This is a genomic window from Streptomyces polygonati, from assembly GCF_042650325.1.
GTDB lineage: Bacteria > Actinomycetota > Actinomycetes > Streptomycetales > Streptomycetaceae > Actinacidiphila > Actinacidiphila polygonati.
Genome location: NZ_JBHSBB010000014.1, coordinates 165767 through 192190, shown reverse-complemented (window position 1 = coordinate 192190; position 26424 = coordinate 165767). Strand labels below are relative to the sequence as shown.

Annotated in this window: 29 protein-coding genes, 1 tRNA gene and 2 pseudogenes; 9 read left to right on the top strand and 23 right to left on the bottom strand. The window is 72.5% G+C overall.

Annotated features, from left to right (window positions below):
- Positions 1-63: 63 nt before the first annotated feature.
- The gene (locus ACFO3J_RS21485; protein WP_386431489.1) at positions 64-525 is read right to left on the bottom strand and encodes a PPOX class F420-dependent oxidoreductase; all 462 of its coding nucleotides are present in this window, start codon (positions 523-525) and stop codon (positions 64-66) included.
- Positions 526-703: 178 nt separating this feature from the next.
- Positions 704-1624 (bottom strand): aldo/keto reductase, encoded by a 921-nt coding sequence (locus ACFO3J_RS21480; RefSeq protein ID WP_386431486.1) that lies wholly within the window; start codon positions 1622-1624, stop codon positions 704-706.
- Positions 1625-1684: 60 nt separating this feature from the next.
- On the opposite strand from ACFO3J_RS21480, the gene ACFO3J_RS21475 reads away from it, so the two are divergent.
- Positions 1685-1882 (top strand): hypothetical protein, encoded by a 198-nt coding sequence (locus ACFO3J_RS21475; RefSeq protein ID WP_386431483.1) that lies wholly within the window; start codon positions 1685-1687, stop codon positions 1880-1882.
- A gap of 39 nt (positions 1883-1921) precedes the next feature.
- Here the strand turns inward: ACFO3J_RS21475 and ACFO3J_RS21470 are convergent, their stop codons facing one another.
- The 8 genes from ACFO3J_RS21470 to ACFO3J_RS21435 all read right to left on the bottom strand — a co-directional run bounded on the left by ACFO3J_RS21470 (position 1922) and on the right by ACFO3J_RS21435 (position 6280).
- Positions 1922-2770: an RNA polymerase sigma factor SigF gene (locus ACFO3J_RS21470; RefSeq protein ID WP_386431480.1), complete on the bottom strand. Its 849-nt coding sequence runs from the start codon at positions 2768-2770 to the stop codon at positions 1922-1924.
- A 168-nt stretch (positions 2771-2938) separates the two neighbouring features.
- The gene (locus tag ACFO3J_RS21465) at positions 2939-3766 is read right to left on the bottom strand and encodes an RNA polymerase sigma factor SigF (RefSeq protein ID WP_386431477.1); all 828 of its coding nucleotides are present in this window, start codon (positions 3764-3766) and stop codon (positions 2939-2941) included.
- A gap of 271 nt (positions 3767-4037) precedes the next feature.
- Positions 4038-4331, bottom strand: coding sequence for a Dabb family protein (locus ACFO3J_RS21460; RefSeq protein ID WP_386431474.1), 294 nt, complete (start codon positions 4329-4331; stop codon positions 4038-4040).
- 25 nt (positions 4332-4356) lie between these two features.
- Positions 4357-4578, bottom strand: a complete 222-nt coding sequence (locus ACFO3J_RS21455; protein WP_386433093.1) for a hypothetical protein — start codon at positions 4576-4578, stop codon at positions 4357-4359.
- Between the two features lie 157 nt (positions 4579-4735).
- Positions 4736-4822: transfer RNA gene (locus ACFO3J_RS21450), tRNA-Ser, on the bottom strand.
- A 31-nt stretch (positions 4823-4853) separates the two neighbouring features.
- A complete protein-coding gene (locus tag ACFO3J_RS21445; RefSeq protein WP_386433009.1) occupies positions 4854-5339 on the bottom strand; it encodes a nucleoside deaminase in 486 nt (161 codons plus the stop codon).
- Complete coding sequence (locus tag ACFO3J_RS21440; RefSeq protein WP_386431471.1) at positions 5336-5869, bottom strand: tRNA adenosine deaminase-associated protein; 534 nt, start codon at positions 5867-5869, stop codon at positions 5336-5338. Before ACFO3J_RS21440 ends, ACFO3J_RS21445 begins: the two co-directional genes overlap by 4 nt.
- A 213-nt stretch (positions 5870-6082) precedes the next feature.
- Entirely contained in the window at positions 6083-6280 is a 198-nt protein-coding gene (locus ACFO3J_RS21435) for a hypothetical protein (RefSeq protein WP_386431468.1), read from the bottom strand.
- A gap of 149 nt (positions 6281-6429) precedes the next feature.
- Between ACFO3J_RS21435 and upp the strand changes: the two genes are divergently transcribed.
- Positions 6430-7065, top strand: a complete 636-nt coding sequence (upp, locus tag ACFO3J_RS21430; protein WP_386431465.1) for a uracil phosphoribosyltransferase — start codon at positions 6430-6432, stop codon at positions 7063-7065.
- Between the two features lie 53 nt (positions 7066-7118).
- On the opposite strand, the gene ACFO3J_RS21425 is transcribed toward upp, so the two are convergent.
- Complete coding sequence (locus tag ACFO3J_RS21425; RefSeq protein WP_386431463.1) at positions 7119-7862, bottom strand: LytR C-terminal domain-containing protein; 744 nt, start codon at positions 7860-7862, stop codon at positions 7119-7121.
- Between the two features lie 21 nt (positions 7863-7883).
- On the bottom strand, positions 7884-8180 hold the full coding sequence (locus tag ACFO3J_RS21420; protein ID WP_093712089.1) for a type II toxin-antitoxin system VapB family antitoxin: 297 nt from the start codon (positions 8178-8180) through the stop codon (positions 7884-7886).
- Positions 8181-8463: 283 nt separating this feature from the next.
- On the opposite strand from ACFO3J_RS21420, the gene ACFO3J_RS21415 reads away from it, so the two are divergent.
- The 3 genes and pseudogenes from ACFO3J_RS21415 (at position 8464) to ACFO3J_RS21405 (ending at position 11387) form a co-directional block, all read left to right on the top strand.
- Positions 8464-10173 (top strand): SpoIIE family protein phosphatase, encoded by a 1710-nt coding sequence (locus tag ACFO3J_RS21415; protein ID WP_386431460.1) that lies wholly within the window; start codon positions 8464-8466, stop codon positions 10171-10173.
- Positions 10174-10264: 91 nt separating this feature from the next.
- Positions 10265-10666 (top strand): annotated as a pseudogene (locus ACFO3J_RS21410) (DnaJ family domain-containing protein); the annotation flags it as partial.
- Between the two features lie 142 nt (positions 10667-10808).
- Complete coding sequence (locus ACFO3J_RS21405) at positions 10809-11387, top strand: hypothetical protein (protein ID WP_386431457.1); 579 nt, start codon at positions 10809-10811, stop codon at positions 11385-11387.
- 29 nt (positions 11388-11416) lie between these two features.
- On the opposite strand, the gene ACFO3J_RS21400 is transcribed toward ACFO3J_RS21405, so the two are convergent.
- Positions 11417-12556, bottom strand: a complete 1140-nt coding sequence (locus tag ACFO3J_RS21400) for a hypothetical protein (protein ID WP_386431454.1) — start codon at positions 12554-12556, stop codon at positions 11417-11419.
- Between the two features lie 134 nt (positions 12557-12690).
- Positions 12691-13296 carry a TetR/AcrR family transcriptional regulator gene (locus ACFO3J_RS21395; RefSeq protein WP_386431452.1) on the bottom strand — a complete coding sequence of 202 codons (606 nt, stop codon included), beginning with the start codon at positions 13294-13296 and terminating at the stop codon, positions 12691-12693.
- Positions 13297-13414: 118 nt separating this feature from the next.
- On the opposite strand from ACFO3J_RS21395, the gene ACFO3J_RS21390 reads away from it, so the two are divergent.
- Positions 13415-14476 (top strand): alpha/beta fold hydrolase, encoded by a 1062-nt coding sequence (locus ACFO3J_RS21390; RefSeq protein WP_386431449.1) that lies wholly within the window; start codon positions 13415-13417, stop codon positions 14474-14476.
- A gap of 142 nt (positions 14477-14618) precedes the next feature.
- On the top strand, positions 14619-14882 hold the full coding sequence (locus ACFO3J_RS21385) for a hypothetical protein (RefSeq protein ID WP_386431446.1): 264 nt from the start codon (positions 14619-14621) through the stop codon (positions 14880-14882).
- Between the two features lie 107 nt (positions 14883-14989).
- On the opposite strand, the gene ACFO3J_RS21380 is transcribed toward ACFO3J_RS21385, so the two are convergent.
- On the bottom strand, positions 14990-15502 hold the full coding sequence (locus ACFO3J_RS21380) for a DUF5949 family protein (protein WP_386431443.1): 513 nt from the start codon (positions 15500-15502) through the stop codon (positions 14990-14992).
- Between the two features lie 283 nt (positions 15503-15785).
- On the opposite strand from ACFO3J_RS21380, the gene ACFO3J_RS21375 reads away from it, so the two are divergent.
- A complete protein-coding gene (locus ACFO3J_RS21375; protein WP_386431440.1) occupies positions 15786-16055 on the top strand; it encodes a chaplin in 270 nt (89 codons plus the stop codon).
- Between the two features lie 88 nt (positions 16056-16143).
- Here ACFO3J_RS21375 and ACFO3J_RS21370 read toward each other — a convergent pair whose 3' ends face one another.
- Both ACFO3J_RS21370 and ACFO3J_RS21365 read right to left on the bottom strand, forming a co-directional pair.
- Positions 16144-17013, bottom strand: coding sequence for a tyrosinase family protein (locus ACFO3J_RS21370; protein WP_386431437.1), 870 nt, complete (start codon positions 17011-17013; stop codon positions 16144-16146).
- A 22-nt stretch (positions 17014-17035) separates the two neighbouring features.
- Complete coding sequence (locus ACFO3J_RS21365; protein WP_386431434.1) at positions 17036-17473, bottom strand: tyrosinase family oxidase copper chaperone; 438 nt, start codon at positions 17471-17473, stop codon at positions 17036-17038.
- 326 nt (positions 17474-17799) lie between these two features.
- Here ACFO3J_RS21365 and ACFO3J_RS21360 point away from each other — a divergent pair, with 326 nt between their 5' ends.
- On the top strand, positions 17800-19170 hold the full coding sequence (locus ACFO3J_RS21360; protein WP_386431431.1) for a glycoside hydrolase family 26 protein: 1371 nt from the start codon (positions 17800-17802) through the stop codon (positions 19168-19170).
- A gap of 28 nt (positions 19171-19198) precedes the next feature.
- On the opposite strand, the gene ACFO3J_RS21355 is transcribed toward ACFO3J_RS21360, so the two are convergent.
- The 6 genes and pseudogenes from ACFO3J_RS21355 to ACFO3J_RS21330 form a co-directional block, all read right to left on the bottom strand.
- Entirely contained in the window at positions 19199-20356 is a 1158-nt protein-coding gene (locus ACFO3J_RS21355; protein WP_386433006.1) for a GNAT family N-acetyltransferase, read from the bottom strand.
- A 68-nt stretch (positions 20357-20424) separates the two neighbouring features.
- Positions 20425-21090: a lipopolysaccharide biosynthesis protein gene (locus ACFO3J_RS21350; protein WP_386431428.1), complete on the bottom strand. Its 666-nt coding sequence runs from the start codon at positions 21088-21090 to the stop codon at positions 20425-20427.
- 8 nt (positions 21091-21098) lie between these two features.
- Positions 21099-22358, bottom strand: a complete 1260-nt coding sequence (locus tag ACFO3J_RS21345) for a glycosyltransferase (RefSeq protein ID WP_386431425.1) — start codon at positions 22356-22358, stop codon at positions 21099-21101.
- A gap of 302 nt (positions 22359-22660) precedes the next feature.
- Positions 22661-23413: pseudogene (locus tag ACFO3J_RS21340) on the bottom strand (polysaccharide deacetylase family protein); the annotation flags it as partial.
- Positions 23410-24876, bottom strand: a complete 1467-nt coding sequence (murJ, locus tag ACFO3J_RS21335) for a murein biosynthesis integral membrane protein MurJ (protein WP_386431422.1) — start codon at positions 24874-24876, stop codon at positions 23410-23412. The gene murJ and the pseudogene ACFO3J_RS21340, both read right to left, overlap by 4 nt.
- A gap of 212 nt (positions 24877-25088) precedes the next feature.
- A complete protein-coding gene (locus ACFO3J_RS21330) occupies positions 25089-26357 on the bottom strand; it encodes an O-antigen ligase family protein (protein ID WP_386431419.1) in 1269 nt (422 codons plus the stop codon).
- Between the last annotated feature and the right edge of the window lie 67 nt (positions 26358-26424).

The following is a 26424-nucleotide window of genomic DNA, read 5'->3' as shown; positions in this document are numbered from 1 at the left end:
ACGGCGCAAGGGTCCCGGGCCGAACACCGGCCCGGGACCCCGCTTCGTAAGACCCCTGAACACCTAGGCGAGCCGCGCAGGGAAACCGCCGGTGGCCACCGGCCCCCACCGCTCGGGGGTGATCCGGATCAGCGACTTGCCCTGGCGGACCATCGCCTCGCGGTACTCCGCCCAGTCCGGGTGCTCGCCGGAGATGTTGCGGAAGTACTCGACCAGCGGTTCGACCGACTCGGGGGAGTCGATCACCTCGGCGGAGCCGTCGACCTGGACCCAGGGGCCGCCGAAGTCGTCGGACAGGATGATGACGCTGACCCGGGGGTCGCGCTTGGCGTTGCGGGTTTTGGCCCGCTCGGGATAGGTGGACACGACGATGCGTCCGGAGTCGTCCACCCCGCAGGTGAGCGGGGAGCCCTGGGGGCGGCCGTCCGCGCGGGTGGTGAGCAGGATCGCGTGGTGCCGCGGCCGGACGAAGTCCAGCAGCTCTTCCAGCGTGACATCGGTGTTCGTGGCGATGTTGGGAGCCATGCGGGCACTGTACGACGCGCGGGTGGTCCTACCGACGAGCAGGTGGGCCCGGTCGCCAGGCGCGTCGGAACCGCACGTCGCGGGGTCACGGCGAGCCGGGGTCACGGAGAGCCGGCCGTAGACGCGGGAGCCCGCCCGCTTCCGGTCGAAGGATGCGGGCGGGCTTCCTGCGCACCGCTCAGGCGGAAGCCGCGGTGAGGGCCGCGATCTCCTCGGGGGTCAGCTTCAGCTCGGCCGCCGCGAGCAGCGCTGGCACCTGCTCCACCGTACGGGCGCTGGCGATCGGCGCGACCACGGTCGGCTGGGCGCCGAGCCAGGCCAGCGCGACCGAGGCGAGCTCGGCGTCGTGCGCGGCGGCCACCTCGTCCAGGGCGGTGAGCACCTTCGGGCCGCGCTCCTGGGTGAGATAGACGCCGGCGCGTGCGGACCTGACGCTCTCCACGGCCGGGCCGCCCGGGCGGTACTTACCGGTGAGGAAGCCGAGCGCCAGCCCGAAGTACGGCGCCGCCGACAGGCCGCGGGCGGCGGCCAGGTCCGCCAGCGGGCCTTCGTACTGCTCCCGCTCGACCAGGTTGTAGTGCGGCTGGATGATCTCGTAGCGGGCCAGGCCCTCGCGCTCGGAGAAGTCCAGCGAAGCGGCCAGCCGCTCGGGGGAGATGTTGGACGCCCCGATGGTGCGGACCTTGCCCTGCTTCACCAGGGCGTCCAGCGCCGTGATGATCTCCTCGACCGGGACCTCGGGGTCGTCGAAGTGCGTGTAGTAAAGGTCGATGTGGTCCGCGCCGAGGCGGCGCAGGGACGCTTCCGCGCCCTTGGTGATGGTCTCGGCCTTCAGCCCCTTGAAGTCGGCGTGCCCGCCGACCTTGGTGGCCACCACGATGTCGTCGCGCCGGCCGCGGCTGTCGAGCCACTTGCCGATGATCGTCTCGGACCCGCCGCCGTTCCCGTAGAGGTCGGCGGAGTCCACGAAATCGCCGCCCCCTGCCGCGTACGCGTCAAGCACCGCGAACGACTGCGCCTCGTCGGCGGACATGCCGAAGACGTTGCCGCCCAGGGAGAGAGGGAAGACATCCAGTTCGGAGTTGCCAATACGTGCCATGACCACTCGCAACCGGTGGGGGGTGCACGGTATTCCGCCGACACGCTAGGGTCAGGCCCCATGTCGAATCCCACGCCGCAGCCGGACAACAACTACGACCCCGCGGGCAACACCCAGATGTTCCGCGCCTTCGTCGACGAGCAGCCGCCGCCCGCCCAGATTCAGCAGGCCCAGACCCGCAGCCGGGCCGGGCTGATCATCGGTGTGGTCATCGCCCTGGTGGTGATTGTCGGAGTGGTCGCTCTCGCGATGAAGTAACGCGGCCGGATCGGGCCGGCGACCACTCCCCTCACGTCCTCAGGCTTCGGCGGTCAGGCCGTCCCGCAGCTGGGCCAGGGTGCGGGTCAGCAACCGGGAGACGTGCATCTGCGAGATGCCGACCTCCTCGCCGATCTGCGACTGCGTCATGTTCGCGAAGAAGCGCAGCATGATGATCTGGCGCTCGCGCGGCGGCAGTTGGGCCAGCAGCGGCTTGAGCGACTCGCGGTACTCGACGCCCTCCAGGGCGGTGTCCTCATAGCCGAGGCGATCCGCGAGGGTGCCTTCGCTGCCGTCGTCCTCCGGGGGCGGGGAGTCCAGCGAGCTGGCGGTGTACGCGTTGCCGACCGCCAGGCCGTCGACCACGTCCTCCTCGGACACCCCGAGGCAGGTGGCCAGTTCGGCCACGGTCGGGGAGCGGTCGAGCCGCTGCGACAGCTCGTCGCTGGCCTTGGTCAGCGCCAGCCGCAGCTCCTGGAGCCGGCGGGGAACGCGCACCGACCACGAGGTGTCCCGGAAGAATCGCTTCACCTCACCGACGATGGTGGGCATCGCGAAGGTCGGGAACTCCACCCCGCGCTCGCAGTCGAACCGGTCGATCGCCTTGATCAGGCCGATGGTGCCGACCTGGACGATGTCCTCCATCGGCTCGTTGCGACTGCGGAAACGAGCTGCCGCGTACCGCACCAGCGGCAGATTCAGCTCGATCAGCGTGTCACGTACGTAGGTGCGTTCCGGGCTGTCCATCGGCAGTTCCGCGAGGCGCAGGAACAGCGAACGGGACAGCGTACGGGTGTCGATGGCCTCGGTGTGAAGAGACTCGTGCGGTGCGTCTGCGTCATGACGTTCGTGACGGAGCACCTTGGGACTGCCCACCTGTACGGACATGCCACCCCCTTGAGGTCGCGGACGGGTGTCGCGAGCGACGGTTGTTTCCTCCACTGGAATACCGGAGGCTCGCTCGCGACAAACGCGGTATCCGCAGAATGTCACATGTCGGCAACACGCTGTAGCGCCAAGTCGACATATCTGTGCAGGTGGCTTAATCCTCAAAGGTTACGCTTCGAGCTGGTTTGCGGACCGCAGCCGGGCGAAGCTGCGGGAAAGCAGCCGGGAGACGTGCATCTGGGAAACTCCCAGCTCAGCGCTGATCTGCGACTGGGTGAGGTTGCCGAAGTAGCGCAGCAGCAGAATGCGCCGCTCCCGCTCGGGAAGTTGGACCAGCAAGTGGCGTACCAGGTCCCGGTGTTCGACTCCGTTGAGAGCCGGATCCTCGTAGCCGAGCCGGTCGAGCAGGCCGGGAGCCCCGTCGCCCTCCTGGGCCGCTTCCAGGCTGGTGGCGTGATAGGCCCGGCCCGCCTCCAGGCAGGCCAGCACCTCGTCCTCGGAGAGCCTGAGCCGCTCGGCGATCTCGGCGGTGGTCGGGGAGCGGCCGTGCAGCACCGTCAGGTCCTCGATGGCGCCGCTGACCTGGACCCACAGCTCGTGCAGCCGGCGCGGTACGTGGACGGTGCGCACATTGTCCCTGAAGTAACGTTTGATCTCCCCCACCACGGTCGGCATCGCGAACGTGGGGAACTGCACCCCGCGCTCCGGGTCGAACCGGTCGATCGCGTTGATCAGGCCGATGGTGCCGACCTGGACCACGTCCTCCATCGGCTCGTTGCGGCTGCGGAAGCGCGCCGCGGCGTACCGCACCAGCGGCAGATTCACCTCGATCAGCGCGGCCCGTACCCGGGTGTGCTCGGGGGTTCCGGCCTCCAGCTTGCTGAACTGCTCGAACAGCACCTGGGTGAGCGCCCGGGCGTCCGCCGCGTTGGTGCTGGGCGTTCGCGTCCGGCCGCGGGGATACGTTGTTGACGCCGTACGGGCCGACATCGGCACTCCACACCCCTTATCGGTCCACACATCCGTCAAAAGCGGTCATAGCATCACAATTCATGTGCGCTTTGCGCAAGCACCGCATATTGCCGTGTTGTAGGACCCAGGGGCGCCGGGACCGCCCGCCCGGCCATGACGAAGCCCTCCGGCGGGGTGCGCGGAGGGCGGTGGGGGCGGCTGGGAGCGGGACCGGGGTGGGCGTGGCGTGGGTGTGGTGCGGGTGTGGCGTGGCGGGGCCGAGGAGGGCTGTGGGGCCGCTGTACGCGGTCCCGCGTCAGATCTCGTAGTCCGCGATCACCCAGGTGGCGAACTCGGTCCAGGGGGCCACCGCGGCCTGATGCGCCGGGTGCTCCACATAGCGCCGCAGGGCGTCCGTGTCCTCGACCGAGGAGTTGATGGCGAAGTCGTAGGCGATCGGCCGGTCGGAGACATTCCAGCCGCACTCCCAGGAGACGACCTCCGGTACCAGCGCCCCGAGTTCGGCGAACGCCTTGCCGCCGGCCACCACCCGCGGTTCGTCCCGGGCCACGCCCTCGTTGAGCTTGAACAGCACCAGATGCCGGATCATGGAACCCTCGACTCTTCCGTGCCGCTCAGTGGTTGGCCAGGTCGTGCATGAACTTCCCGACACTCTTGGCGGCGTTCGATATGCCTTCGAACCCTACCTGGACAAGATCCGCGGCCCGGGCCGGCTGGTCGATGATCGTGTAGAGCACGAAGATCACCAATATGTACATGGTGATCTTCTTCGCCTGCGCCATGCTCCTTGCCCTCCCCAGCCGCGGGTCCGCACCGGTCACAAGTGTGCAATCCATGGAGTCTATCCACCGATCGGCGTACGCAGACGGGCGCCACCCACATCATCGTTCAATACGACGAGCTGCCTTCGCAGGTGGGGACCACGTGCGCGGACCCCACGCGAAAGGCGCCCGCCTCCTCACCTGGAGGAGACGGGCGCCTTGCTGTTCGGAGCGGTAGCGGTGGGATTTGAACCCACGGAGGAGTTGCCCCCTCACACGCTTTCGAGGCGTGCTCCTTAGGCCGCTCGGACACGCTACCGAGAGGAATCCTAGCCCACCCGGAGGCGTGCTCAGAAATCGTTTGGCCGGAAGAATCCGCTGAGCAGGGTGGAGGCGGGGGCCGGGAGGACTCCGCAGATCACCTCGGGGCGGTGGTTGAGGCGGCGGTCGCGGACCAGGTCCCACAGGGAGCCGGCCGCGCCCGCCTTGGGGTCGGGGGCCGCGTAGACGACGCGGTCCAGGCGGGACAGCACGATCGCGCCCGCGCACATCGTGCAGGGTTCGAGGGTCACCGCGAGCGTGCAGCCGGTCAGTCGCCACCGGCCGAGCCGGTCGGCGGCGCGGCGGATGGCGAGCACCTCCGCGTGGGCGGTGGGGTCACCGGTGGCCTCGCGCTCGTTGTGCGCGCGGGCCAGCACCGAGCCGTCGGGGCCCAGCACGACCGCGCCCACCGGGACGTCACCGGTGAGCGGGGCGTGCTCGGCCTCCGCGAGGGCGAGCCGCATCGCGGGCACCCAGCGGTCGCGTACGGGGTCCGGGGTGTCGGCTGGGGTCAGCGGACCGCCTCCAGTACGTCACCGCAGCCCAGCGAGTCGGCGATCTCACCGAGTGCCTCGCCGGTCAGGGCCCCGTCGCCGCTGAGCGCCAGCAGCTCCTTGCCGTTCATTCCCAGGTCGGCCAGCAGCTCGGTGTCACCGAGGGGGCCGACCGGTACGTGGTCTTCGGAGTGGTCGGCGACCGAGGCGTCGTCATCGTCGCCGTCCTCGGTGCCGTCGAGATCGACCAGATCGTCGAGGTCCTCCGGGTCGCGGCCGAGCACCTCGTCGGTGAGCAGGATCTCCCCGTACGAGCTGCGGGCGGCAGCCGCCGCGTCGGACACATAGATTCTGGGGTCCTCTTCACCGTCGATCCGGATGACGCCGAACCAGGCGTCCTCCTGCTCGATGAAGACCAGAACCGTTTCCTCCTCGTCGCCGGCCGCGCGGGCCAGATCGCTCAGATCGGCGAGGGTTTCCACATCGTCGAGATCAGGTTCGCTCGCTTGCCAACCGTCCTCGGTGCGCGCGAGCAGTGCGGCGAAGTACACCGTGACTCTCCCACAGGTCTCAGGCCGTCCGGACCGGGTAGGACCGCTCGGCCGTTCTTGATGGCCTCTTCATGGTCCCACCCACTCGGCATCGTGGCAGAAACCGGGGCGTCAGGAGAGGTCTTCCGCACCGCGACGTGCCAGGTCTTCGTCAGATCCAGGTAAATCCTGGATCGAGACGGGCCGTTGTGGCACCGGAATGATCGTCCACCGTCACCAGCGGAAGGTCCGCATCCGCATCTGTTGGCGCATGCGGGCCGCCCGGGCGCGTCGCGGCTGCACCCGCTCCCGCAGCGCCTTGGCCTCGTTCAGTTCGCGCAGGAAGACGGCCCGTCTGCGGCGCCGCTCCAGGTTTCGCTCGTCCTCGCGCTGAACCTCTTCGCTTTCGGGCATGTCCGGCATACACCTCACCGTCCTGGCCGTTCGGGTCGCCCGGGAGGCGCACCCGGACGTGCCGGTCCACTTCCCCCCAACGGGCGGTTTATCCGGCGCCGGGCGCAGAAGGGCGCTGGGTCGAACACCTGGACGCTCCGGCGCGGGCGCCGGATACAGTCGTGCCCATGCGTCTCCACGTTGTCGACCACCCGCTGGTCGCGCACAAGCTCACCACCCTGCGCGACGAGCGCACCGACTCCCCGACCTTCCGCCGGCTGGCCGACGAGCTGGTCACCCTGCTCGCCTACGAGGCCACCCGGGACGTGCGGACCGAGCGGGTCGACATCCGTACGCCGGTCGCGCCGACCGCCGGGGTGCGGCTGTCCTATCCGCGCCCGCTGGTGGTGCCGATCCTGCGGGCCGGGCTCGGCATGCTCGACGGCATGGTGCGGCTGCTGCCGACCGCCGAGGTCGGCTTCCTGGGCATGGTGCGCGACGAGCAGACCCTGGAGGCGAAGACGTATGCCACCCGCATGCCGGACGACCTGTCCGGGCGGCAGGTGTACGTGGTGGATCCGATGCTGGCCACCGGCGGCACCCTGGTGACGGCGATCAAGCTGCTGATCGAGCGCGGCGCCGACGACGTGACCGCGCTGTGCCTGCTGGCCGCCCCGGAAGGTGTGCAGGTCATGGAGCGGGAGCTGACGGGACAGCCGGTCACCGTGGTCACCGCGGCGGTGGACGAGCGGCTCAATGAGCACGGCTTCATCGTTCCGGGCCTCGGGGACGCGGGCGACCGGCTGTACGGGACGGTCGGATAGCCGGGACGGTCGGACAGCGCGTTACGCGGCTTTACGTACGGCCGTACGGCCGGTCAGTGGACCGGCTTGACCGCGGTCTTGCCGGTGTTCTTGTCGGTGGCCTTGCCCTCGCCCTTGATCTCGCCCTTGCTCTTGCCGTCGGAGGTCGCCGCGGCCGGTGCGCACACCGGCTTCGGCGGCGGCGGATTGGCCGCGACCACCCGTGCCTTGGCGGCGTCAGCCGGGGTGGCCAGCGCCGAGAAGCCGTCGCCGATCAGCAGATCGACCGTCTTGTCCTTACGGGCCGGGTCGATCTTGATCGTCGAGCCCGCCACCTGCGTGCCGGCCTCGCGGGCCGCCGCCTCGCCCGCCGGGCCCGCGACCAGCAGCGCGGTCTGGGTGACCCGCTGGTCGTAGCCGGTGGGCGCGTTGCCGAACTTGGCCACCTTGAAGCCGCGGCCGGCCAGTTGGTCGGCGGTGGTCTTGGCCAGGCCGCCACGTGAGGTGGCGTTGAGGACGTTCAAGGTGATCGCGGTCGGCTGCGGCATCGGCGCGAGCTTGCCGGTGTGCGTCGGTACGGGAGCCGGTTTGCAGCTCGGCCGGTTCAGTGGCGCGGCCTGCGCCTGAGTGCTGCCGTTCTCGCCATGGAAGACATGGAAGAGCTGCAGCGCCCCCCAGCCGAACAGGCCGAGGACGACCACCGAGGCGACCACCGCCGCCACGATACGGCCGCGACGTCTGGGCCGGCGCATCCTCGGATACGCGTTACCGGTGACCCGGTACTTCCCACCCATCCCGGAGGGGGTCAGCATGCTCATGAGCGCAGCGTAAGCGGATTGTCAGTCCATCTCCAGGACCCGGGCATGCAGCACCTGCCGCTGCTGGAGCGCGGCACGAACCGCGCGGTGCAGACCGTCCTCCAGGTAGAGGTCGCCCTGCCATTTGACGACGTGGGCGAAGAGATCCCCGTAGAAGGTGGAATCCTCGGCCAGCAGGGTTTCCAGGTCGAGCTGCCCTTTGGTGGTCACCAACTGGTCGAGCCGCACGGGACGCGGGGCGACGTCCGCCCACTCGCGCGTGCTGACCCGGCCGTGGTCCGGGTACGGCCGCCCGTTTCCGATGCGCTTGAAGATCACACGGAAAGCCTACCGGCCAAGGTTGTCCGGGCGCAGCAGTAGGGCGGCTTGTGCCGCAACGTGCCCGGCTTTCCCTCCCGCACCACTCGCCCGCACCACTCGCGTGACCGCGCCCGCACCCACCTCCGTAGGGCGGCTGCCGGTCCGGGCCCGGGGCGCCGCCGGGGCACCCCCTCGCCCCTCCTGAATCGCCGATCCGCCGCCCTGCCCCCACTGTGGAAGCTACGGACAGCCGAAGAGGTACGGCCAGCGGAAGCCGGCAGCGCGAGGAGGAGGGAGACCGATGCCGCCCATCGACCCTCCGCCGGGTCCGGCCGGCGGTCCGCCGTTCGGCGGCTGGCTGTGGGAGGCGCTGCTGCACGGCACCCAGGCCGGGGTCGCCGTCCTCGACCCGGACCTGCGCTACCGGTATGTCAACCCGGCCCTGGCCAGGATCAACGGTGTCCCGGCCGAGGAGCACATCGGCCGGACGATCGCCGAGGTCGTACCCGGTGTGGAGGCCCGGGAAGAGGTCCTCCGGGAAGTGCTGGCCGACGGGGTGCCCAGGGAAGTGGTCTCCACCGGGCAGACCCGGGCCGACTCGCCGCACTCGCAGCGCTACTGGCAGGGCAGCTACCACCGGCTGGTGGACGCGGAAGGCACGGTGGTGGGCATCGGCGCGCTGGTCCTGGAGGTCAGCGCCGACCGCGAGATCCAGCGCGAGCTGGAGCGGACCCGGGAGCGGCTGCTGCTGCTGGACGCCGCCGCGGTCCGGATCGGCTCGACCCTGGAGATGGACCGGACCTGCCAGGAGCTGGCGGATCTGCTGGTCGAGGTGATGGCCGACGCGATCGGCGTGGACGTCCTCGCCTCGGGCCTGGGGGAGGGCCAGTCGTCGCCGCCGCCCGGGACCCTGCGGCTGCGCCGGACCGCGCTGGCCGGCCGGCCCGAGCTGTGGGCGTACGCGGATGCCTTCATGCAGCCGGGCGAGTATGTCGACTACCGGCTCGGCTCGCCGGTGCCGCGCTGCCTGGAGACGGGACTGCCGGTGGTGCTGAACCTGCTGCCGGACGAGGAGCTGAGCCAGACCACGCCGAAGGCGGAGCAGGTCGCCTCCTATCGGGCCGCCCACATCCACTCGGGGCTGATCGTGCCGCTGTCCGCCCGGGGCGATCAGCTCGGCACGGTCACGCTGATCAGGGCCGGGAGCTCGCCGGGCTTCGACGACGAGGATGTGGCGGTCGCCCGCGCGCTCGCCGACCGGGCCGCGATCAGCCTGGACAACGCCCGCCGCTACAGCCGCGAGCACGGCATAGCCGTCGAGCTCCAGCGCGCGCTGCTGGCCGCGCCCGGCGACCCGCACCCGCGGATCGACGTGGCCACCCGCTATCTGCCGGCCGGCGAGACGGACCTGGTGGGCGGCGACTGGTTCGACGTGCTGGCGCTGCCGGGCGGGATGACCCTGCTGGCCATGGGCGATGTGATGGGGCACGGGGTGGAGGCCGCGGTCGAGATGAGCCACTTCCGCTCGATGCTGCGGGTGGTCTCGGGGATGGCCGACCGGCCCGGCGACATGCTGCGGCGGATGGACGAGGTGCTGTCCGCGGCCGGCACCGACCGGCCCGGGACCTGCCTGCTGGGCCTGGCCGACCCGCGGCGCGGCGGCGCCTGGTTCGCCAGCGCCGGGCACCTGCCGCCGGCCGTCATCGAGCCGTCCGGCCACATCAGGCTGCTGGACGTGCCCCCGGGACCGCCGCTGGGGGCGGACCTGAACGGCGAGTACGAGACGGTGTACGTGCCCTGGCGCCCCGCCGACATCCTGCTGCTGTACACCGACGGCCTGGTGGAGCGCCGCACCGAGGACATCGACACCTCGCTGTCCCGGCTGGCCGGCCTGAGCATGGCGCACGCGACGGGTCCGCTGGACGCGCTGCTGGCCCGGATCGTGCACCGCCTCGCGCCGGCCGCGGCCGAGGACGACGTGGCGCTGCTGGCGGCCAGGGCCCGGTCGTAGTCCTCGGGGACGGACTCACGATTCCGGTCGGCGGGCGCGGCTTGTAGCCTCGAAGACGGCGTCGCCGGTCCACCGAGCCGAGGAGTGCGAGATGACCGAACGCAAGCCGCCCGGTATCCCCTTCGAGTCCTGGGTGGACAAGCAGATCCGCGAGGCGGAGGCGCGCGGCGAGTTCGCCGAGCTGCCGGGCCGGGGCAGGCCGCTGCCGTCGCTGGACACGCCGTACGACGAGCTGTGGTGGATCAAGGGCAAGATGCAGCGGGAAGGCCTCTCGGTGCTGCCGCCGACGCTGGTCCTGCGCAAGGAGGCGGAGGACGCGCTGGCCGAGGTCGCCGCCGCCGGCTCCGAGCGGCAGGTGCGCGTCATCCTCACCCGGGTCAACGAGAAGATCGAGGCCGCGATCAGGCGCCCCCCGCAGGGGCCGCCGCTCAATCTGCGGCCCTTCGACATCGAGCGGGCGGTCGCGGAGTGGCGGGAAGCGCGGCGCGCGGCGGAGCGGGACGGGCCGCGTGACGGGCACCCCGACGGCGGGCGGGAAGAGGACCGGGGCGTGAAGCGGCTCGGGAAGCGGGACGGGAAGCGTCTCGGGAGGTGGCTCCGGAAGCAGCATGGGCGGGACGGGAGGCGGAGCGATCGTGCGGTTTGAGGCGGTGCCGATGCCGCCCGCCGTGGAGGCCCGGCCGCGCGATTCCCGCGGTTATCCGGTGCCGGCCATCACCCCCTGGGAGGGGGGGCAGCCGCAGTTCGCGCTGACCGACTACGCCCGCAGCGCCGACTGCGCCCGGGAGCGGCGGTGTTCGGTGTGCGACGTGCTGATGCCGCGCGGTCCGGTGTGGCGGGTGGTGGGCGCGGCGGAGAGCGCGCAGATCGGCGCGGCGCGGGCGGCGGGGCGGCCGTACCGCAATATGGCGCCGACCCTGGAGGGCCCGGGGCACCGGGCGTGCATGCTCTACGCCTCGATGGTCTGCCCGTATCTGGCCCGGCCCAACGCCCGGCGCGGCCTGGGCGCCGCCGCCCCGGACGACCTGACGGCGCATGTGGTCCGGGGCGCGGCGCGCGGTGCTTCGGGGGCGGTGGTCGGATACGCGGACTACGAGTTCGCGGTCACCGCCACCCAGGTGCTGTTCCGTTTCCTGGACGTGGTGGAGTTCCTGCCGCACGACACCGGCGACGCCCATCTGGAGGAGCTGCGGGCGGAGTTGGCCGCGCGCTGAGGCCCCCGCGCTGAGGCCCCGGCGCGGGCTCAGGACGCGCGGTAGGCGGGCAGGCCCTGGTAGCCGGACACCTTGACCGGCGCGTGCGAGCCGTCGGCCGGGAGCGTCACGATGCCGGCCGGGGTGCGGGCGGCGATCGTCGTGCCGTTCGGCGACCAGGCGGGCTCGGTGTAGTCGGTGGCGGCGCCGGGGGTGAGGTCCTTGACGACCGGGCCGCTCTGGGTGTCGCGCTCCAGGAAGAGGTGGTCGTGGCCGCCGACCGAGCGGACGAAGACGATGCCGTCCCCGGCCGGGTCGGCCGCGGGCTCGGAGCCGGCCGCGATGGCGCTGCCCTGCTGCCGCACGTTGTCGTCGCGGATGTAGACCTGTCCGTCGGCCGTGTTGGCGTACACCGCGTCGCCGTACTTCCCGCCGCCGCTCGGCCATACGTTGCCGGTCTGCGGCAGCGGCCCGATGCCCGGACCGCCCTCGGCGTTCAGGCGGAGCACCCGCGGGGTGCCGTGCACGGAGCCGGAGGGGATGCCGTACAGCTTGGAGACACCCGCCGCGGTGCGGACGGCGAAGAGGAGATTGCTGAGCGCGGGCATCTGGTACTCGGCGTCGTAGGGCCGCACCTGCCAGGCCGGGTGCGACCAGTTCTGATCGCCCGGGTTCTCGGCGACGACGACCCGGCCGCCGCCGTCGGGGCCGGCCGTCACGAGGTCGCCGTCGCCGTCGATGAAGGCGGCCTTCTTGCCGTCGGGGGACCAGGCCAGGTCGCGGACGGGGGTGCCGAAGTCGACGCGGGTGCCGTTCATCACCACGAAGCGGGTGCCGTCGCTGATGGTCAGGCCGTTGGCGGAGGTGCCGTTGAGCACCGGGGCCGAGGAGGCGGCGGGGCGGGCGTCGGCGGCTGTCGTGGAGCCGCCGGTCTTCGAGCCGCCGGTCTTCGAGCCGCCGGTCTTCGAGCTGTCGCCCTTGCCCGGGCCGCCGGAGCCGGTGGCCGGCGCCGAACCGGGCTTCGCCGTACCGCTGTCGACGGCCGAGGGGCCGGCGGAGCCGTCGGCCGCCGGGGTGTTGGGGTCGCAGGCGGACAGCAGCAGGCAGGCGCCCGCGGTGAGACCCGCGGTCAGCGCGATCGCGATGGCCGTACTGCGGCGGTTACGGAAGCGGCGGCTTCGCTCGGGCATGACATATCCCCCTGGAACGGTGACGTCGGCGTTCGCGCCGACCGTGTTGGGACGAGGGTGCCAAGCCAACGTCGCCAGCCGGTGCGGGCGTTGTCACGGCCGCGCAACAAGGGCGAGTACGTGCTTCCCGGGCGCTACAGCACCCCGCCGACGACCGCGCCCGCCGCCTGCGCGAGGGACCGGCGGGCGCCGGCTCCGTCCAGATAGCCGCCGACCATCGCGCCGTCGCGCAGCAGGAAAAGGGCCCCGGCGGCGGCCTCCGGGTCGGAGTGGCCGCAGCCCGCGGCCAGTTCCAGCAGGGCGGCGCGGAACCACGCGCGGTGTCCGTCGATCAGCGCCCGTACCGGGTGGGCGGCGTCCGGATACTCGGCGGCGGCGTTGATGAACGGGCAACCGCGGAAGCCCGGGCCGCAGACCTCCTCGGCCAGGCCGTCCAGCAGCAGGCCGAGGGTCTTGCGGGGGTCGTCGGCGACGGAGGTGGCGGCGGTGGCCAGCCGGCCGCGGACGGCCTCGTCGCGGCCGCGCAGATAGGCGACGACCAGGTCGTCCTTGGTGGGGAAATGGCGGTAGAAGGTGGCCTTGGTGACGTGGGCCTCGGCGATCAGCCGGTCCACGCCGATCGAGCGGATGCCCTCGGCGTAGAAGAGAACCGAGGCCGTTTCCAGTAGCCGCTCGCGCGGCTGCGGCCTACGGTTCTCGTGGTGCTGCGCCGTCGGGTCGACGGCTGTCTCTCCGCTCATAACTCAAACGTAACAGGACGTTCTGTCTCCCTGATTGACACCCAGGTTTTCGGCCCGCATTCTTGGGACAGAACGGTCTGTCTGCTAGCGGTCGGACCGCGCCAACAAGGAGAACCACATGTCAGAGCAACCGACTGAGCAACCGACTGAACAGCCGACCGGGCAACCGACGGTGCCGCCGGCGACCATCGTCCTCATCCACGGCCTGTGGATGTCCCCGCACAGCTGGCAGCCGTGGATCGACCGCTTCACCGCCGAGGGGCACACCGTGCACGCCCCGGCCTGGCCGGGTGTCTCCGAGCTGGACCAGCCGCTGGACCACGACCGGGCCCCGGCCGACATCGGCGTCACCGAACTGGTCGACCACTACGACGCCTTCATCCGGTCGCTGCCCGAGTCCCCGGTCGTCATCGGGCACTCCTTCGGCGGGCTGATCACGCAGCTGCTGCTCGACCGCGGCCTGTGCACCGTCGGCGTCGCGCTGCACCCCGCCCCGCCGCGCGGTGTGCTGCGGCTGCCGCTGGCCACGCTGCGGTCCTCCTTCCCGGTGCTGAGCAACCCGGCGAACCGCAAGCGGGCCGTCGCACTCAACGACAGCCAGTTCCACTACTCCTTCGCCAACACCGTCTCCGCCGAGCAGGCCGCGCAGGAGCGGGCCCGCTTCGCCGTCCCCGGCCCCGGCCGCCCCCTGTTCGAGGCCGCGCTGGCGAACTTCACGCCGAAGGGCCGCTCCTCCACCGAGGTCGAGTACGACAACGCCGACCGCGCGCCGCTGTTGCTGATCTCCGGCACCGAGGACCATGTCGTCCCGGCAGCGGTCGTGCACGAGAACTTCACCCGGTTCGGCAAGTCGAAGGCGCTGACCGAGTACAAGGCGTATCTGGGCCGCGACCACGGCACCGCCTTCCACCAGGGCTGGGAGGACGTCGCCGACTACGCGCTGTCGTGGGCGCTGGCCCACCGGGCTCCGGCGGAGCCGGTCGTCGCCGAGGAGCCGGTCGTCCCGGCGGGACCGGCGGCACCGGTGGACCCGGTCGGTGCGGCCGACCCGGAGGTTCCCGCCGCTCCGGAGACCGCTCCGGAGGCCGCCCCGAAGAGTGCCCCCGAGGCCGCCGCGGAGCCGGAGGGCCCGGCCGACCCGCCCGCTCCGCCCGCGCCTCCCGCTCCGGCCGGTGAGTGACGCGTCCGCGCGCCCTCACCCGCCCCGAGCCCTGCCCTGACATCCGCCCCGACCTCCCTGAGCGGGTGAACGCGGCCGGCGAAGGGTGACGGATGAGGGCCGGGAGCGTGCCCTCGGCGGGGTCGGTGACGTTGTATCGAGCATGAATATTCGCCGTATCCTCACCACCGCCGCGGCCGGCTCCTTCCTGGTGGCCGCCGCCGGGTCCGCCGCACAGGCCGCCGACCTCGGCTCCACCCTGGCCAGCACCGCGCTGACCGCCCAGACCGCCGGCCAGCAGGCCGGCACGGCCACTGCCGGGGTGATGAACCAGACCGGTGTCGCCAAGAAGGTCAGCGCCGTCAAGGACGCCGTACAGGCCGGCGCGGACGCGGTGAGCGCGGGCAATCAGCTGGTCAACGGCTGATCACCGACCGGTCGCCGGCTGATCACCGACCGGTCGCCGACCGGCGTCCGTGCCCGTACGCCGAAAGGGGCGCCCCCGGCGGGAGCGCCCCTTTCCGTATGCCGTGCTCAGCCCCGCAGGCTGCTGACCGGGACGAGGAAGTGGGCCGCGCTGCCCAGCACTTCCGGGTCACCGGCGAAGTCCCGCAGCGTCTGCTCGCCGACCACGGTGCCGGGGGCCGCCTCCGGCCAGGGGCGGCTGGCGAGGATGACGTACACCGCCTTGCGCGCGCGGGCCGCCGCGGTCCACTGGTCCGGCACCGGGCAGGCCGCGTGCAGATACGGCATGGTCAGCACCGCCTTGCCGCCTTCGACGAGGACGGTCACGGCGGCCTTCGAGGCGCGGGACACATCGAGGATCGCGCCGCCGACCGGCAGCCCGATCTCCTCGGCGGCGGCCAGCACCGCTTCCTCCCCGGCGACCGGCCCGTCCACGCCGTCGCCGAGCGAATAGGCCATCAGAAACGGCATGTCGGCGCCGTCCTCACTGTATTCACCGGCCCATGGGATCACCGCGAGGGTGCCCAGGCGGCTCTGGAGGGAGGACTTGGCGGACGCGGCAGCGGTATTGGTCTGGCTCATGCGCCGGACCCTAACGGGCGACCGGGCCCGGCAGCCGCGGATATCACCTCAGCGGAGGACCGCGGCGCACCGGATTCCCCCGTTCGTGGGGTTCTTGCCGCAGCCGCGTTTCCCAACGGCGCGGTGGTGCAGGGCGGTCGGCGCCCGTCACCCCCTCGGCTGATTCTGACGCGCTGTCACTGATTCAGCTCAACTTGCGTGACTATTGCTGATCCCGGTCCGTTGCGCAGAGCGTCAAAAGCCGCAGGTAGTGCGGCTGGTTTTTCGTCTCAAGGAGATCTTGATGTCGCGTATCGCGAAGGCTGCGGCTGTCACCGCTGCCGCGGGTGCCGTTCTTGCCACCGGTGCTGGAATCGCCTCGGCGGATGCCGGTGCCGCGGGTGCCGCTGTCGGTTCTCCGGGTGTGCTGTCCGGCAATCTCATCCAGGTGCCCGTGCACATCCCGGTGAACCTCTGCGGGAACACCATCGACGTGATCGGCCTGCTGAACCCGGCGTTCGGCAACACCTGCGAGAACATCTCCGCCCACCTCGGCGCCCCGGCCGCCTGGTAGTCCGCGTCAGCGAGCGGCCTCCCGCCCCGCCGGGGTGCGGGGGCCGTCTCGCCCGCAGGGCCGGTTTCCCTGCTTCGCACCGGTTGCCCTAGTTCTCCTCGTAGAGATAGAACGGCCGGTGGTCGAAGACCGCCGACGGGTGCAGGCTCCACGGTGGCATCGGCTCTTCGGCGCTGATCACCCGTCCGTGCTCGGGGTCCTTCGCGCCCAGCGGCCGGTCCGGGAGGTAGGAGGACTTCGGGTGCATCCGCTGCCAGCGCGTCCAGATCAGGTCGATGAAGGCGTGATGCAGCCAGAAGACCGGGTCATTGGGGGATGAGGCACCGGTCATGTGCCCGCCCACCCATTGGTGCACCCGGTTGTGCAGATAGCCGCCCGCGGAGTCGCTGACCGTCCAGCCCTCGATCTTGTTGCGGAACCCCTGAGTCTTCGGCGCGGAGTTCCACGGCGCGGTGTCGTACTGCGCCATGGACAGCGCCCCCTGCAGTTCCTCCTTGGTGGGCAGCTTGATCGGCCGGTCGGGCCGGCCCATGTTCCGGGTGAGGTATTTCTCCTTGGTGACGCCGTAGGTGATCGGCCAGTCGCCGTTGCCGTACGCGAACGGGCCGGTCATCACCTGGCCGTCGCTGTCGCGCCCGTCGCCGCCCATGAAGTCGGCGGCCCACAGCGCCGCCGACTTCGAGTTGTCGCGGGTCCAGTCCCAGTACGGAATGGTGACGGTGGGGTCGATCGTCCGCAGTTCCTGTTCGAAGGTGATGAGGAACTGCCGGTGCCAGGGGAAGAAGGTCGGCGCCATGTGCGCGACCCGCAGACCGCTCTCACCGTCCGCCGCGAAATACTTGCTGTGCAGCTTCACATATTTGTCGTAGCCGCCATTCCGCTTGACCTCGATGACGGCCTGGACGAATCGCGCACGCTGGACGCTGGTCAGATTTCGCTGATTCCTGCGGATGTACACGGGTGCGGACCCCTCGGCGTCGTCAGTGGTGGTGGCCTGAGTTCATGGCGGAGTCGTCCGCCATCGCGTCGTCCAGGGACAGCTCGGCCCGCCCGATGGCGTCGACGGCTCCCCGGGCGGTGGCGATCGGGGTCAGGAACGGCTGGAAGTGGTTGGCGACGCTGATCCAGCTGCCGTCCACCCGCCGCATCAGCCGCAGCGGCCGGCCGTCGATGAAGAGGTCGAGGCCGATCTCCGCGTCGGAGGCGAAGCCCTGGATACGGCGGTCGCGGTACACCTCGTCGAACAGCGGGGCACCGCCGCCCTCGTCGTCCTGCCGGGACGGGTCCGGCAGGACGGATGCGCCGGTCACCGTGCCGTGGCCGCCGGCCGCGAGCATCGGCCGCAGCGCCGCGGCGGTCCCCGACACGGCGGCCGCGGAGATCAGGCCGGTCCTGAGCACTCTTCTGCGCGTCACCATGGCCCGGCTCCTTTCACCCGCTTGTGTTGACCGATCAGCGTTTACCGCGCAACGCGGCACATCATGCCGCCGCAGCGGCGGGAGACAGCGGAATGCCGGTACGACCGGTGGTAAATTCATCCGCCCGAGTGATATCGCGGACGTCTGCACCGCCCTTTGGCGGGTGGTCGGAAAGCTGCGGCAAGCTGGCTGGGCACATAATCAGCCGGAATCCTTATCGGACGACACGCATACGGTCCCATCAATGCGCGTGTCAATTCGGCGTACGTTATGACTGGCCGTCAGAAGGCGCGCAGGCGCGCCACCGCTCGCGAGTGAGGAGTGACATGGGGGACCGACGCCACTGGTTGACGAGGACGGGCTTCGCGGCGGCGGTGGGCGCGCTGGTGCTCGCGGGTCTGACGACGTCCGCGCTGGGCGAGGAAGTGCTTCCGGCGGGGATGCCGGCCCGGTCCGGCGCCCCGACCGCGGGAGCCTCCGCGTCCCCCGCGCCTTCCGCCGGCCTGCCCGGTACGTCCCCGGACCCGTCGGCGCCGACGGCCGTGCCGGACGGTGCCCGCCTGTCCGTACCGCCCCTGATGGGCGCCTTCACCGACTCCGGCCCGGACGGCATCCACAGCCTCGCCGCGCTGGAGACCTGGCTCGGCGGCACCGAGCTGCGCGTCGGCCACACCTATCTGCCGGGCGACCACTGGGACGCCATCGAGGGCGACGGTCCGCTGCTCCAGCCGTGGGCGGACTGGAAGCGGGCCGGCCGCGACCGGCTGTTCGTGCTCAATGTGCCGATGCAGGAGGACAACGAGGCGCATGTGTCCGACCGCGAGGTGCGCGACCGGATCAGGGCCGGGGCGAGCGGCGCGTACGACGCGCACTTCACCGCGCTGGCCCGGCGGCTGGTCCGGCTCGGGGTGCCCGACACGGTCCTCGTCCTCGGCTGGGAGATGAACGGCACCACCTACACCCACCGCTGCGCGCCCGATCCGGCCGGCTGGAAGACGTACTGGAACCGTATCGTCACCGCCATGCGCGCCGTCCCCGGCCAGCACTTCCGGTTCGACTTCGCGCCCAACCGCGGGCAGGACGCGATCGGCTGGACCGCGTGCTACCCCGGGGACAAGACGGTGGACATCATCGGCATGGACTCCTACGACCAGCCGTCCGGTGAGTCCTTCTACGACCAGGTGATCGAGCCGTTCGGCCTCCAGGCGCAGGTGACCTTCGCGGCCGAGCACCACAAGCCGATCTCCTACCCGGAGTGGGGGCTGTTCCGGCGGGGTGACGACCCCGACTGGATGAGCCTGATGGTCGCCTGGATGGCCGAGCACCAGCCGCTCTACGAGACGATCACCGACTACTGCCCGCACGGCGTGTGGCAGTGCGCGGACAACCCCAAGTCCTCGGCGGTGTACCGGGCGCTGATGTTCGCCCGGACGGCGGTCGCGGACCCGGTGCCGGCTCAGCCGGCCGGGCCCACCGCGCCCACCGCGCCCGGCACCGCCACCCCGGCGCCGACGGACCTGCCCACGGCCGTACCGGTGCCGCCGGTGCCGACGACCGAGCCGCAGCAGTCCGGGGCGGTCGGCTCCCCGGCCGAGACCTGTGTGCCGATGCCGCTGAGCGAGGCGCTGCGGCAGAGCTACGACAGCGGTCAGGTCTGCCTCCGCCTCCAGCCGAAGAAGAAGGAGAAGTCCCCCTGACCCGGCCCGCCGGGCGGCGCGGGCCGGGTCAGGGGGAGACCGGTCCCCGGCGCGGGCGGGCGGCCGGGAGGCGGTCGCGCCAGCTCCGCACGGAGCGCAAGCGGTCCCGCCAGTCGCGCAGCCGCGGGGAGGCACCCGCCGCCGTCCGGCCCCGCGCCAGGCCGTAGCGGAGCAGCAGCAGCGGCGCCGCCGGGCCGCCCGCCAGCAGCAGCCGCTGATTGGCGCGCGGGTCGGGGCGCCAGTGGGACTTGTACGGCTCCGCGCCGCGCAGCAGACTCAGCGCGGTGCGCCCGCCGCCGGCTGCCTGCCGTACGCCGTGCCGCATCAGCAGCGTGGTGAGATCCAGTTTGGTCCGGCGCAGACCCGGCTCGGCGCCGTACAGATAGCCGCCGGCCAGGCCCGGTCCGAGCACGGTCAGATTGGCGGCGACGACCTCGCCGTCCAGGCCGAACTCGGTGATCACCGCGTCGCCCGAGGCCACCATCAGCTGCGTCGCCCGGGTCAGGTGCTCGGCGAAGCGCGGGCGTTCGTGCTCCGGGTTCACTCCCCGGTCGCGCCACTGGAGAAGGTGCAGCCGCAGCATGTTCGCCACCGCGGCCGGCGCCTCGGCGGCCGGTACGTCGCGTTCCACCACCCCGGCCGCCTCCAGCTTCCGCAGCGAGGAGCGGATGCGCTGCCCGCGCGAGCTGCCGACCCGGGCGATCAGGCCGTCCATCGGCAGTCCGGGCAACTCCAGGCACATCGAGTCCGGCAAGCGCCGCTTGGGGCCGCGCCAGCGGTCGTACAGCGCTTCGGCGGCGGCCCCCGCCCGTACCTCGCGCAGATCGACCACCGCGCCGCGGGCCGCCCGGCGCACCCCGGCCGCGAGCGCGGCGGTCACCTCGCCGCCGGCGTCCGCCAGGGCGTCGACCAGGACATCGGTGTAGTCGGTGATCGTCCCGCCGAGCGGCAGCAGCACCGGATACGGCCGGTGGGCCAGCGTGAGCGGCGCCGCCCCGGCCAACTCGGGGCCGCGCCAGACCAGGACCAGCCGCAGGCGGCCGGGGACGCCGTAGGAACGCCACCAGGAGTACAGCCAGGCGTGCGTCTGGAAGGGCGTGGCCGCCGGGCAGCGGTGGTGCAGCCGGGTCCAGACGGGGCCGAGGGCGGCGAACGTGCCGGGGTCGCGGCAGACGCTGGTCAGCAGGGCCGCGTCACCGACGGCCGGGGGTTCGCCGGCCGGGCCGGGTCTCGGGGCGGTGGCCGGCGGGGCCGTCACACCGCCGCCCGGGCCTGCTCGTTGTGCTGCTCGCGCCGGTCGTCGTGGGCGGGAGCGGGGACGGCGGGCGCCGGGCGGTCGCGCTCGTCGCGCGGGCGGACCAGCAGGACGAGGGCGCCGAGCAGGCCGCCCGCGCTCGCGCCGACCGCGGCGGCGAGCGCTACGGAGGGCGAGGAGGGAGCGGAGGGGGCGACCGCCGGGGAGAAGACCAGCAGGCGCACACCGGTGGCGGCGGCGTTGCGGTCGGCGGTGCCGGTCAGCGAGGTGGCCACCGCGTTGGCGATCGCGGCGGCGGCCGGGCCGTGGTCGGCGGTGCCGGTGACGGAGATCATCGGGGCGTCCGGTGAGGTGGCGGCCCGCACGTGTTTCCGCAGTTCGGCCTCGCCGGTCCCGGCCGCCGTCCGCGCTCCGGCCAGTACGGCGGAACCGGTGACGATCCGGCCGTAGGCCTGCGCGAAACCGAGGGCGGTCGCGGAGTCCCCGGCATGCTGCGGTACGACCATGACATAGCTGGTGGCCGCGTACTGCGGTGTGGCCGCCAGGCCGTACCCGAGCCCGCCGACCAGCCCGATCCCCACCCCCAGCGGCAGCGCCACCCACTGCGGCACCCCCCACCGCCGACTCGGACGCCCGGGGCGCTGCGGCTCGCGATTGTCGTCCATGCGGTCTCTCATTTCTCGGCGGGACGGGGCAGGGCCTCGGCGCGGGCGGCCTGGGGGGCCGGCGCGGCGCCGGCGGTGTGCGCGGGCGCGCCGGGTTCGGCGGTCGGGGCGCCCGGCAGCGGTAGCGCCCCGGCCGCCGCGGTGGCCTGGCCCGGTACGGCCGCCGCGCCGCCGGACTGGGCCGTCGCCGTGATGTCCCTGTACAGGGACATGACCTGCTCGGCGGTGCGGGAGATGTGGTAGCGGTCGACGGCCGGGGGCACCGGCAGGCGGCGCGGGCCGGTGGACAGTTCCTCGGTCAGCGTGGTCCGGAGGTCGGACAGCCTGATCCGGCGGGCACCGGGCGCGTCGGCGGGCGGCAGGTCCTCCACGGCCGGACAGGACACATACCGCGCGGGCAGTCCGGCGGCCAGCGCCTCGATCACGGCCAGGCCGAAGGTCTCCTCGGCGCTGAGCGAGACGAAGAGGTCCATCGCGGCGAGCAGGCCGGCGAGTTCGGCCCCGGTGTCCGCCCGGTCGGCCAGCCGGACGCGGTCGGCGACGCCGAGATCCTGGATGAGCCGGAGCAGCGGGACGCGTTCGGGGCCGTCCCCGACCAGCAGCAGGTGGGCGCCGGGCAGGGCCGCCACCGTGCGGACGAGGACGTCGAAGTTCTTGCCCCGGACCTGCCGCCCGACGCCGCCGACGACATACGCGTCCTCGGGGAGATTGAGGCGGGCGCGGGTGGCGGCGCGGGCTTCGGGGCGGTGGCGGAAGGCGGCCGGGTCGATGCCGTTGGGGGCGAGGCGGATACGCGCGGCGGGCACGCCCCAGTTGCCCAGGCGGCGTTCGACCGTGGCGGACACGGCCAGCGTGCCGGCGCCGAGGCGTTCGGTGGACCGGTAGAGGGCGCGGGTGCCGAAGGACAGCGGCCGGCCCTCGATCTGGGTGGCGCCCAGCGAGTGCTCGGTGGCGACCACGGCCCGGACACCGGCCAGCCGGGCGGCGATCCTGCCGTAGACGCACGCCCGGTAGAGATGGGTGTGCACCACGTCGAAGCCGCGCGAGCGGATGAACGAGGTCAGCCGGGGCAGCACGGACAGGTCGCGGTTGCCGGACATGCCCAGGTGGGTGACCGGGACGCCGTCCTCCATCAGCCCGACGGCGACCGGGCCCGGGTGGGTGAGGGTCACCACCTCGCTGTGCACCGGGAGCTGGCGCAGCAGCAGGCGCAACTGCTGCTCGGCGCCGCCGATGCCGAGCCCGGTGATGACGTGCAGAACTTTCATGGGTGCCCTCCGGGGCGTTCGGTCAGCGGATCGGACCGGTCCTCGGCCGGCCGGTCGGGTCGTTTCCCGTGTTCGGCCGGCTCCGGGTCCAGCGGGTGCGGTCCGTACGGCCGTGGTTCGTCGTCCCGCCATGCCTCCAGGTCCGGCCCGCTCGCGGGCCGCCGGTCGGGCCGCGGCTCCCCCGCCGGCCGCCGCCGGTCCGGCCGCGGCGGCCTGTCCTCCGGTCGCCGGCGGCCGTCCCGCGGTCTCGCGTGGCCTTCGGGCGGGCGCCCGGCCGCGGCGAGCGCGGCGGCCTCGGCCTCCCGCAGATCGGTGAGGCGGCGGCTGCGCACCCCGTGCAGCAGACGCTTGGCGTGCAGGCGGGGGGCCGTTTCGCGGTTGCCGATGTGGGTGCGGGGAAGGGCGAGGACGGAGGTGAGCGGGCCGGGCGTGATCGCGCAGCCGTAGATGTAGCCGGCCCGGCGGACGGCCGCCACCGAGCGGGCGTCCAGCACGCCGTACGGATAGCAGAAGCCGATCGGCGGGGCACCGGTGATCTCGGCCAGCAGGCTGCGGCTCTCGGTGACTTCGGTGGCCAGGGTGGCGTCGTCCACTGCGGTCAGGTCGCGGTGCATCAGGCCGTGCGAGCCGATCTCCATCCCGGCGCCGATCGCCTCGCGGATGCCGTCCGCGTCGAGCAGCGGTTTGCGCGGGCCTTCCGGGTCCCAGTCGTTGCCGCCGCCGAGCCGGCCGGGCAGCACGAACACCGTCGCCGTATGGCCGTGTTGGCGCAGGGCGGGGACGGCGAGCTGGAGGAAGTCGGCGTAACCGTCGTCGAAGGTCAGCCCGACGAGGCCGTGGTCGCGCCCGGCCGCGCGGGCGGCGAGGAGTTCGCGCATGCTGACGCCGGTCAGGCCGTGCCGGTTGAGCCAGCGCAGCTGCGCCGCGAGCCGGTCGGGGCCGACGGTGATCAGATAGGGGTCGTCCCGGGTGTCGCCGACGGAGTGGTACATCAGCGCCCAGGGAGCGCGCCGAGTGGCGCGGCGGTTACGGGGAGCGAGCAGATCAGCGGTCATCGGCGAGCCTTCCGTGTCACGGTGGCGAGCAGATACGGCAGTTCCGGTACGCGTACGGCGACGGCCGCGGCGGTGAACGCGGCTGGTACGACCACGCCGCAGACAACGGCCGCGGACAACGCACCCGGCATCCGGGTGGCCGTCAGCCAGCCTGACACGGTCGCGACAAGCGCGGAGAGCAAAGTACGAGTCAGGCCAGGGACGATCGCGCGGGCGCGGACCGCGATGCTGTGGGCGCCCAGCCCGCGCAGCAGCAGCCAGGCCGTGACGGTGATCCCGGCCGCGTTGCCCGCCGCGATCCCGTACGCGCCCCACCGGCCGACCGCGAGGGCGTCGGCGACCGCCGTGACCAGCAGCCCGACCGCCATCGACGCGGCCGGATACCAAGTGGGCCTGGCTGTCGAGAAGTACGGCCGCACCAGCGCGCCGACCAGGCTCTGGCCCAGCAGTCCGAGCGCGTACACCCGCATCACGGCGGCGGTGGCGGCGGTGTCGGAGGACGTGAACTCGCCACGCTGGAAGAGGACTTCGATGATCTGCGGGGCGCACGCGATCACGTAGGCGGTGCCGATGAGCACCACGACGCAGGCGAGGGTGAGATCGCGTTCGACGCGCCGCCGGGCCCTGTCCCGGTCGCCCTCGGCGAGGGCACGCGAGACCGCGGGGAAGGTCACCGTACAGATGACGACGGACAGCGTCATCGGCAACTGCGCCACTTTCTGTGCGTAGTTGAGATGGGAGATGGCTCCGGCGGGGAGCGGAGCGGCGAAGTGGCGTTCGACCAGCACCTGGGCCTGACGGCTGACGGTGAAGAGGACGACCGGCGCGAGCAGGGCCAGTCCGAGAGCGCGACGCGGGGCGTGGGGAGCGTCGCGCGGCTTCTTGAGGCTGCCCATCTCGCGCAGCGCCGCCGGGAGTTGGACCACGACCATCAGGCAGCCGCCGACCGCGACACCGGCCGCGGCGGACTCGACGCCGTAGCGGGTGTGCAGGGCGGAGAAGGTGGCGATGATGCCGAGGTTGTAGGCCAGGTAGATGGCGGCCGGCGGGACGAAGCGGCGGTGCGCCCGCAGGGCGGCGGACAAGTAGCCCGCGAGGCCGAAGGTGAAGACGGTCACCGCGGTCAGCCGCGTACACGCCACCGCGGCGGACGGGTCGGCGAGTCCGGGCGCGAGCGCCGCCACGACCCAGGGGGCTCCTGCCATCAGCGCGGCCGTGAGCGCGGCCAGCAGCGCCAGCAGACGTGGCAGCGTGCCCCTGACCAGCCCGGACACCCCGCCACCGCGAGCCAGCGCGCCGCTGAAGGCCGGCACCATCAGCAGCGCCATCGCGTCCTCGATCAGCACGGTCGCCGCCACCTCCGGCACCGTCCACGCCACCAGGAACGCGTCCGACTCCGGCCCCGCGCCGAAGAGATGGGCGATGCCCTGATCCCTGACCAGCCCGAACACCGACCCGGCCACACTCAGCCCGACGGTGACCCCGGCGGCCCGGGCGAACCCGTGGGAGGCCTGGCCGGTGTCGGGCGCGGGAGCGGGGGGAGGCGCGGTCGCCGGACCGGGGGCGTTCGGCGGAGCAGGCAGAGCAAGCGGAGCAGGCAGGGCAGGCGGACCTGGCAGCCCCAGCCCGCTCGGCGGGTCCGGCGCGGGGACCGCGGGCCGCGTCTTCGGGTCGGTCATCGCGCCGCGCCGTTCGAGGGGTTGAGGGCCCACCAGGCGGCCAGGCCCAGCAAGGTGGCGGTCAGGACCGTGCAGGGGCCGCCGATGTCGGCGTAGAGGAAGTCCACGCAGGTCCACAGGAGAAGGCCGATGGCGGCCAGACCGGTGGCCGAAGGGCCGCCGCGCAGCAGGCGGGCGGTGCCGGTGCCGAGCAGGGCGGCCCAGGAGCCGGTGAGCAGGGCGCAGCCGAGCAGGCCCTGTTCGCTGAGGGCCAGCAGATACATGTTGTGCGGGGAGAGCAGCGGCTCGCGCCGGAAGGCCTGCCCCGCGCCCGCCGTGTCGCTGGCCGAGGACAGCGCGAGGGAGGCGTGGCCGTCCCGCTCGTCGGGGAAGCGTTTCAGGCCGACCCCGGTGACCGGACGCTCGCGCCACATGGACAGCGCGGCGGCCCAGAGCGTGTAGCGGTCGGTGACGGACGGGTCCGGCGCGTCGGTGACCCGGGTGATGCTGGCGAGTCGCTGGCCGATCAGCTGCGAACCGGTCCCGACCCCGCCGACCAGCAGCACCGCGCACGCCGCCAGCACCCCGAGGATCCGCACCGCCTGCCGCCGCCCCGCCAGCACCGTCATCGCCGCGCAGGCCACCGCCGTCGCGATCCACGTCCCCCGGCTGAAGGACACCGCGAGCGGTACGGCCAGCGCGCCCGCGCAGGCCAGCGCGGCCAGCCGCAGCCGGGGCGGGCCCGGCGCCAGCGCGCGCCCGACCGCGATCACCAGCCCGTACGCCACCACCGTCGCCATCCCCATGACGTCGGAGGGCCCGAAGGTGCCGACCGCCCGGATGTCCTCACCCATGTACGAGGCGCCGGTCGCGGTCGCGTACTGCCACACCCCGACCGCTCCCTGCACCAGCGCGAGCGCGACGATGCTGCCGGCCACCACCGCGAAGTCCCGCCGGTCGCGCAGCAGCAGCACGATCGAGGCGGGCACCAGGACGAACACCTGGGCGTAGCGCACGAATCCGGTCAGCCCGGCGCCCGGGTCGAGCGACGTCGCGGCGGACAGCGCGAATCCCAGCACCGGCGCGCCGAGCACGATCGCCGCCACCGGGCTCAACACCCGCCGCCGGGAGCGGACCAGCCGTACCGCGCAGGTCAGTACGAGCACGGCGGAGGCGGCGTCGGCCGGTGTGACCTTCCCCGACCTGCTGACATCACCATTGGTGACCGGCACGGCCAGCAGCAGCACGGTGGCCAGGGCGGGCAACAGCGGTGCCAGCCAGCGCAACTGACGGAGAGTCAGCTGGTCACCGGGCCGCGTCCTCCCGAAGAGTCTCCCGGCCGAGGTCAGGGTC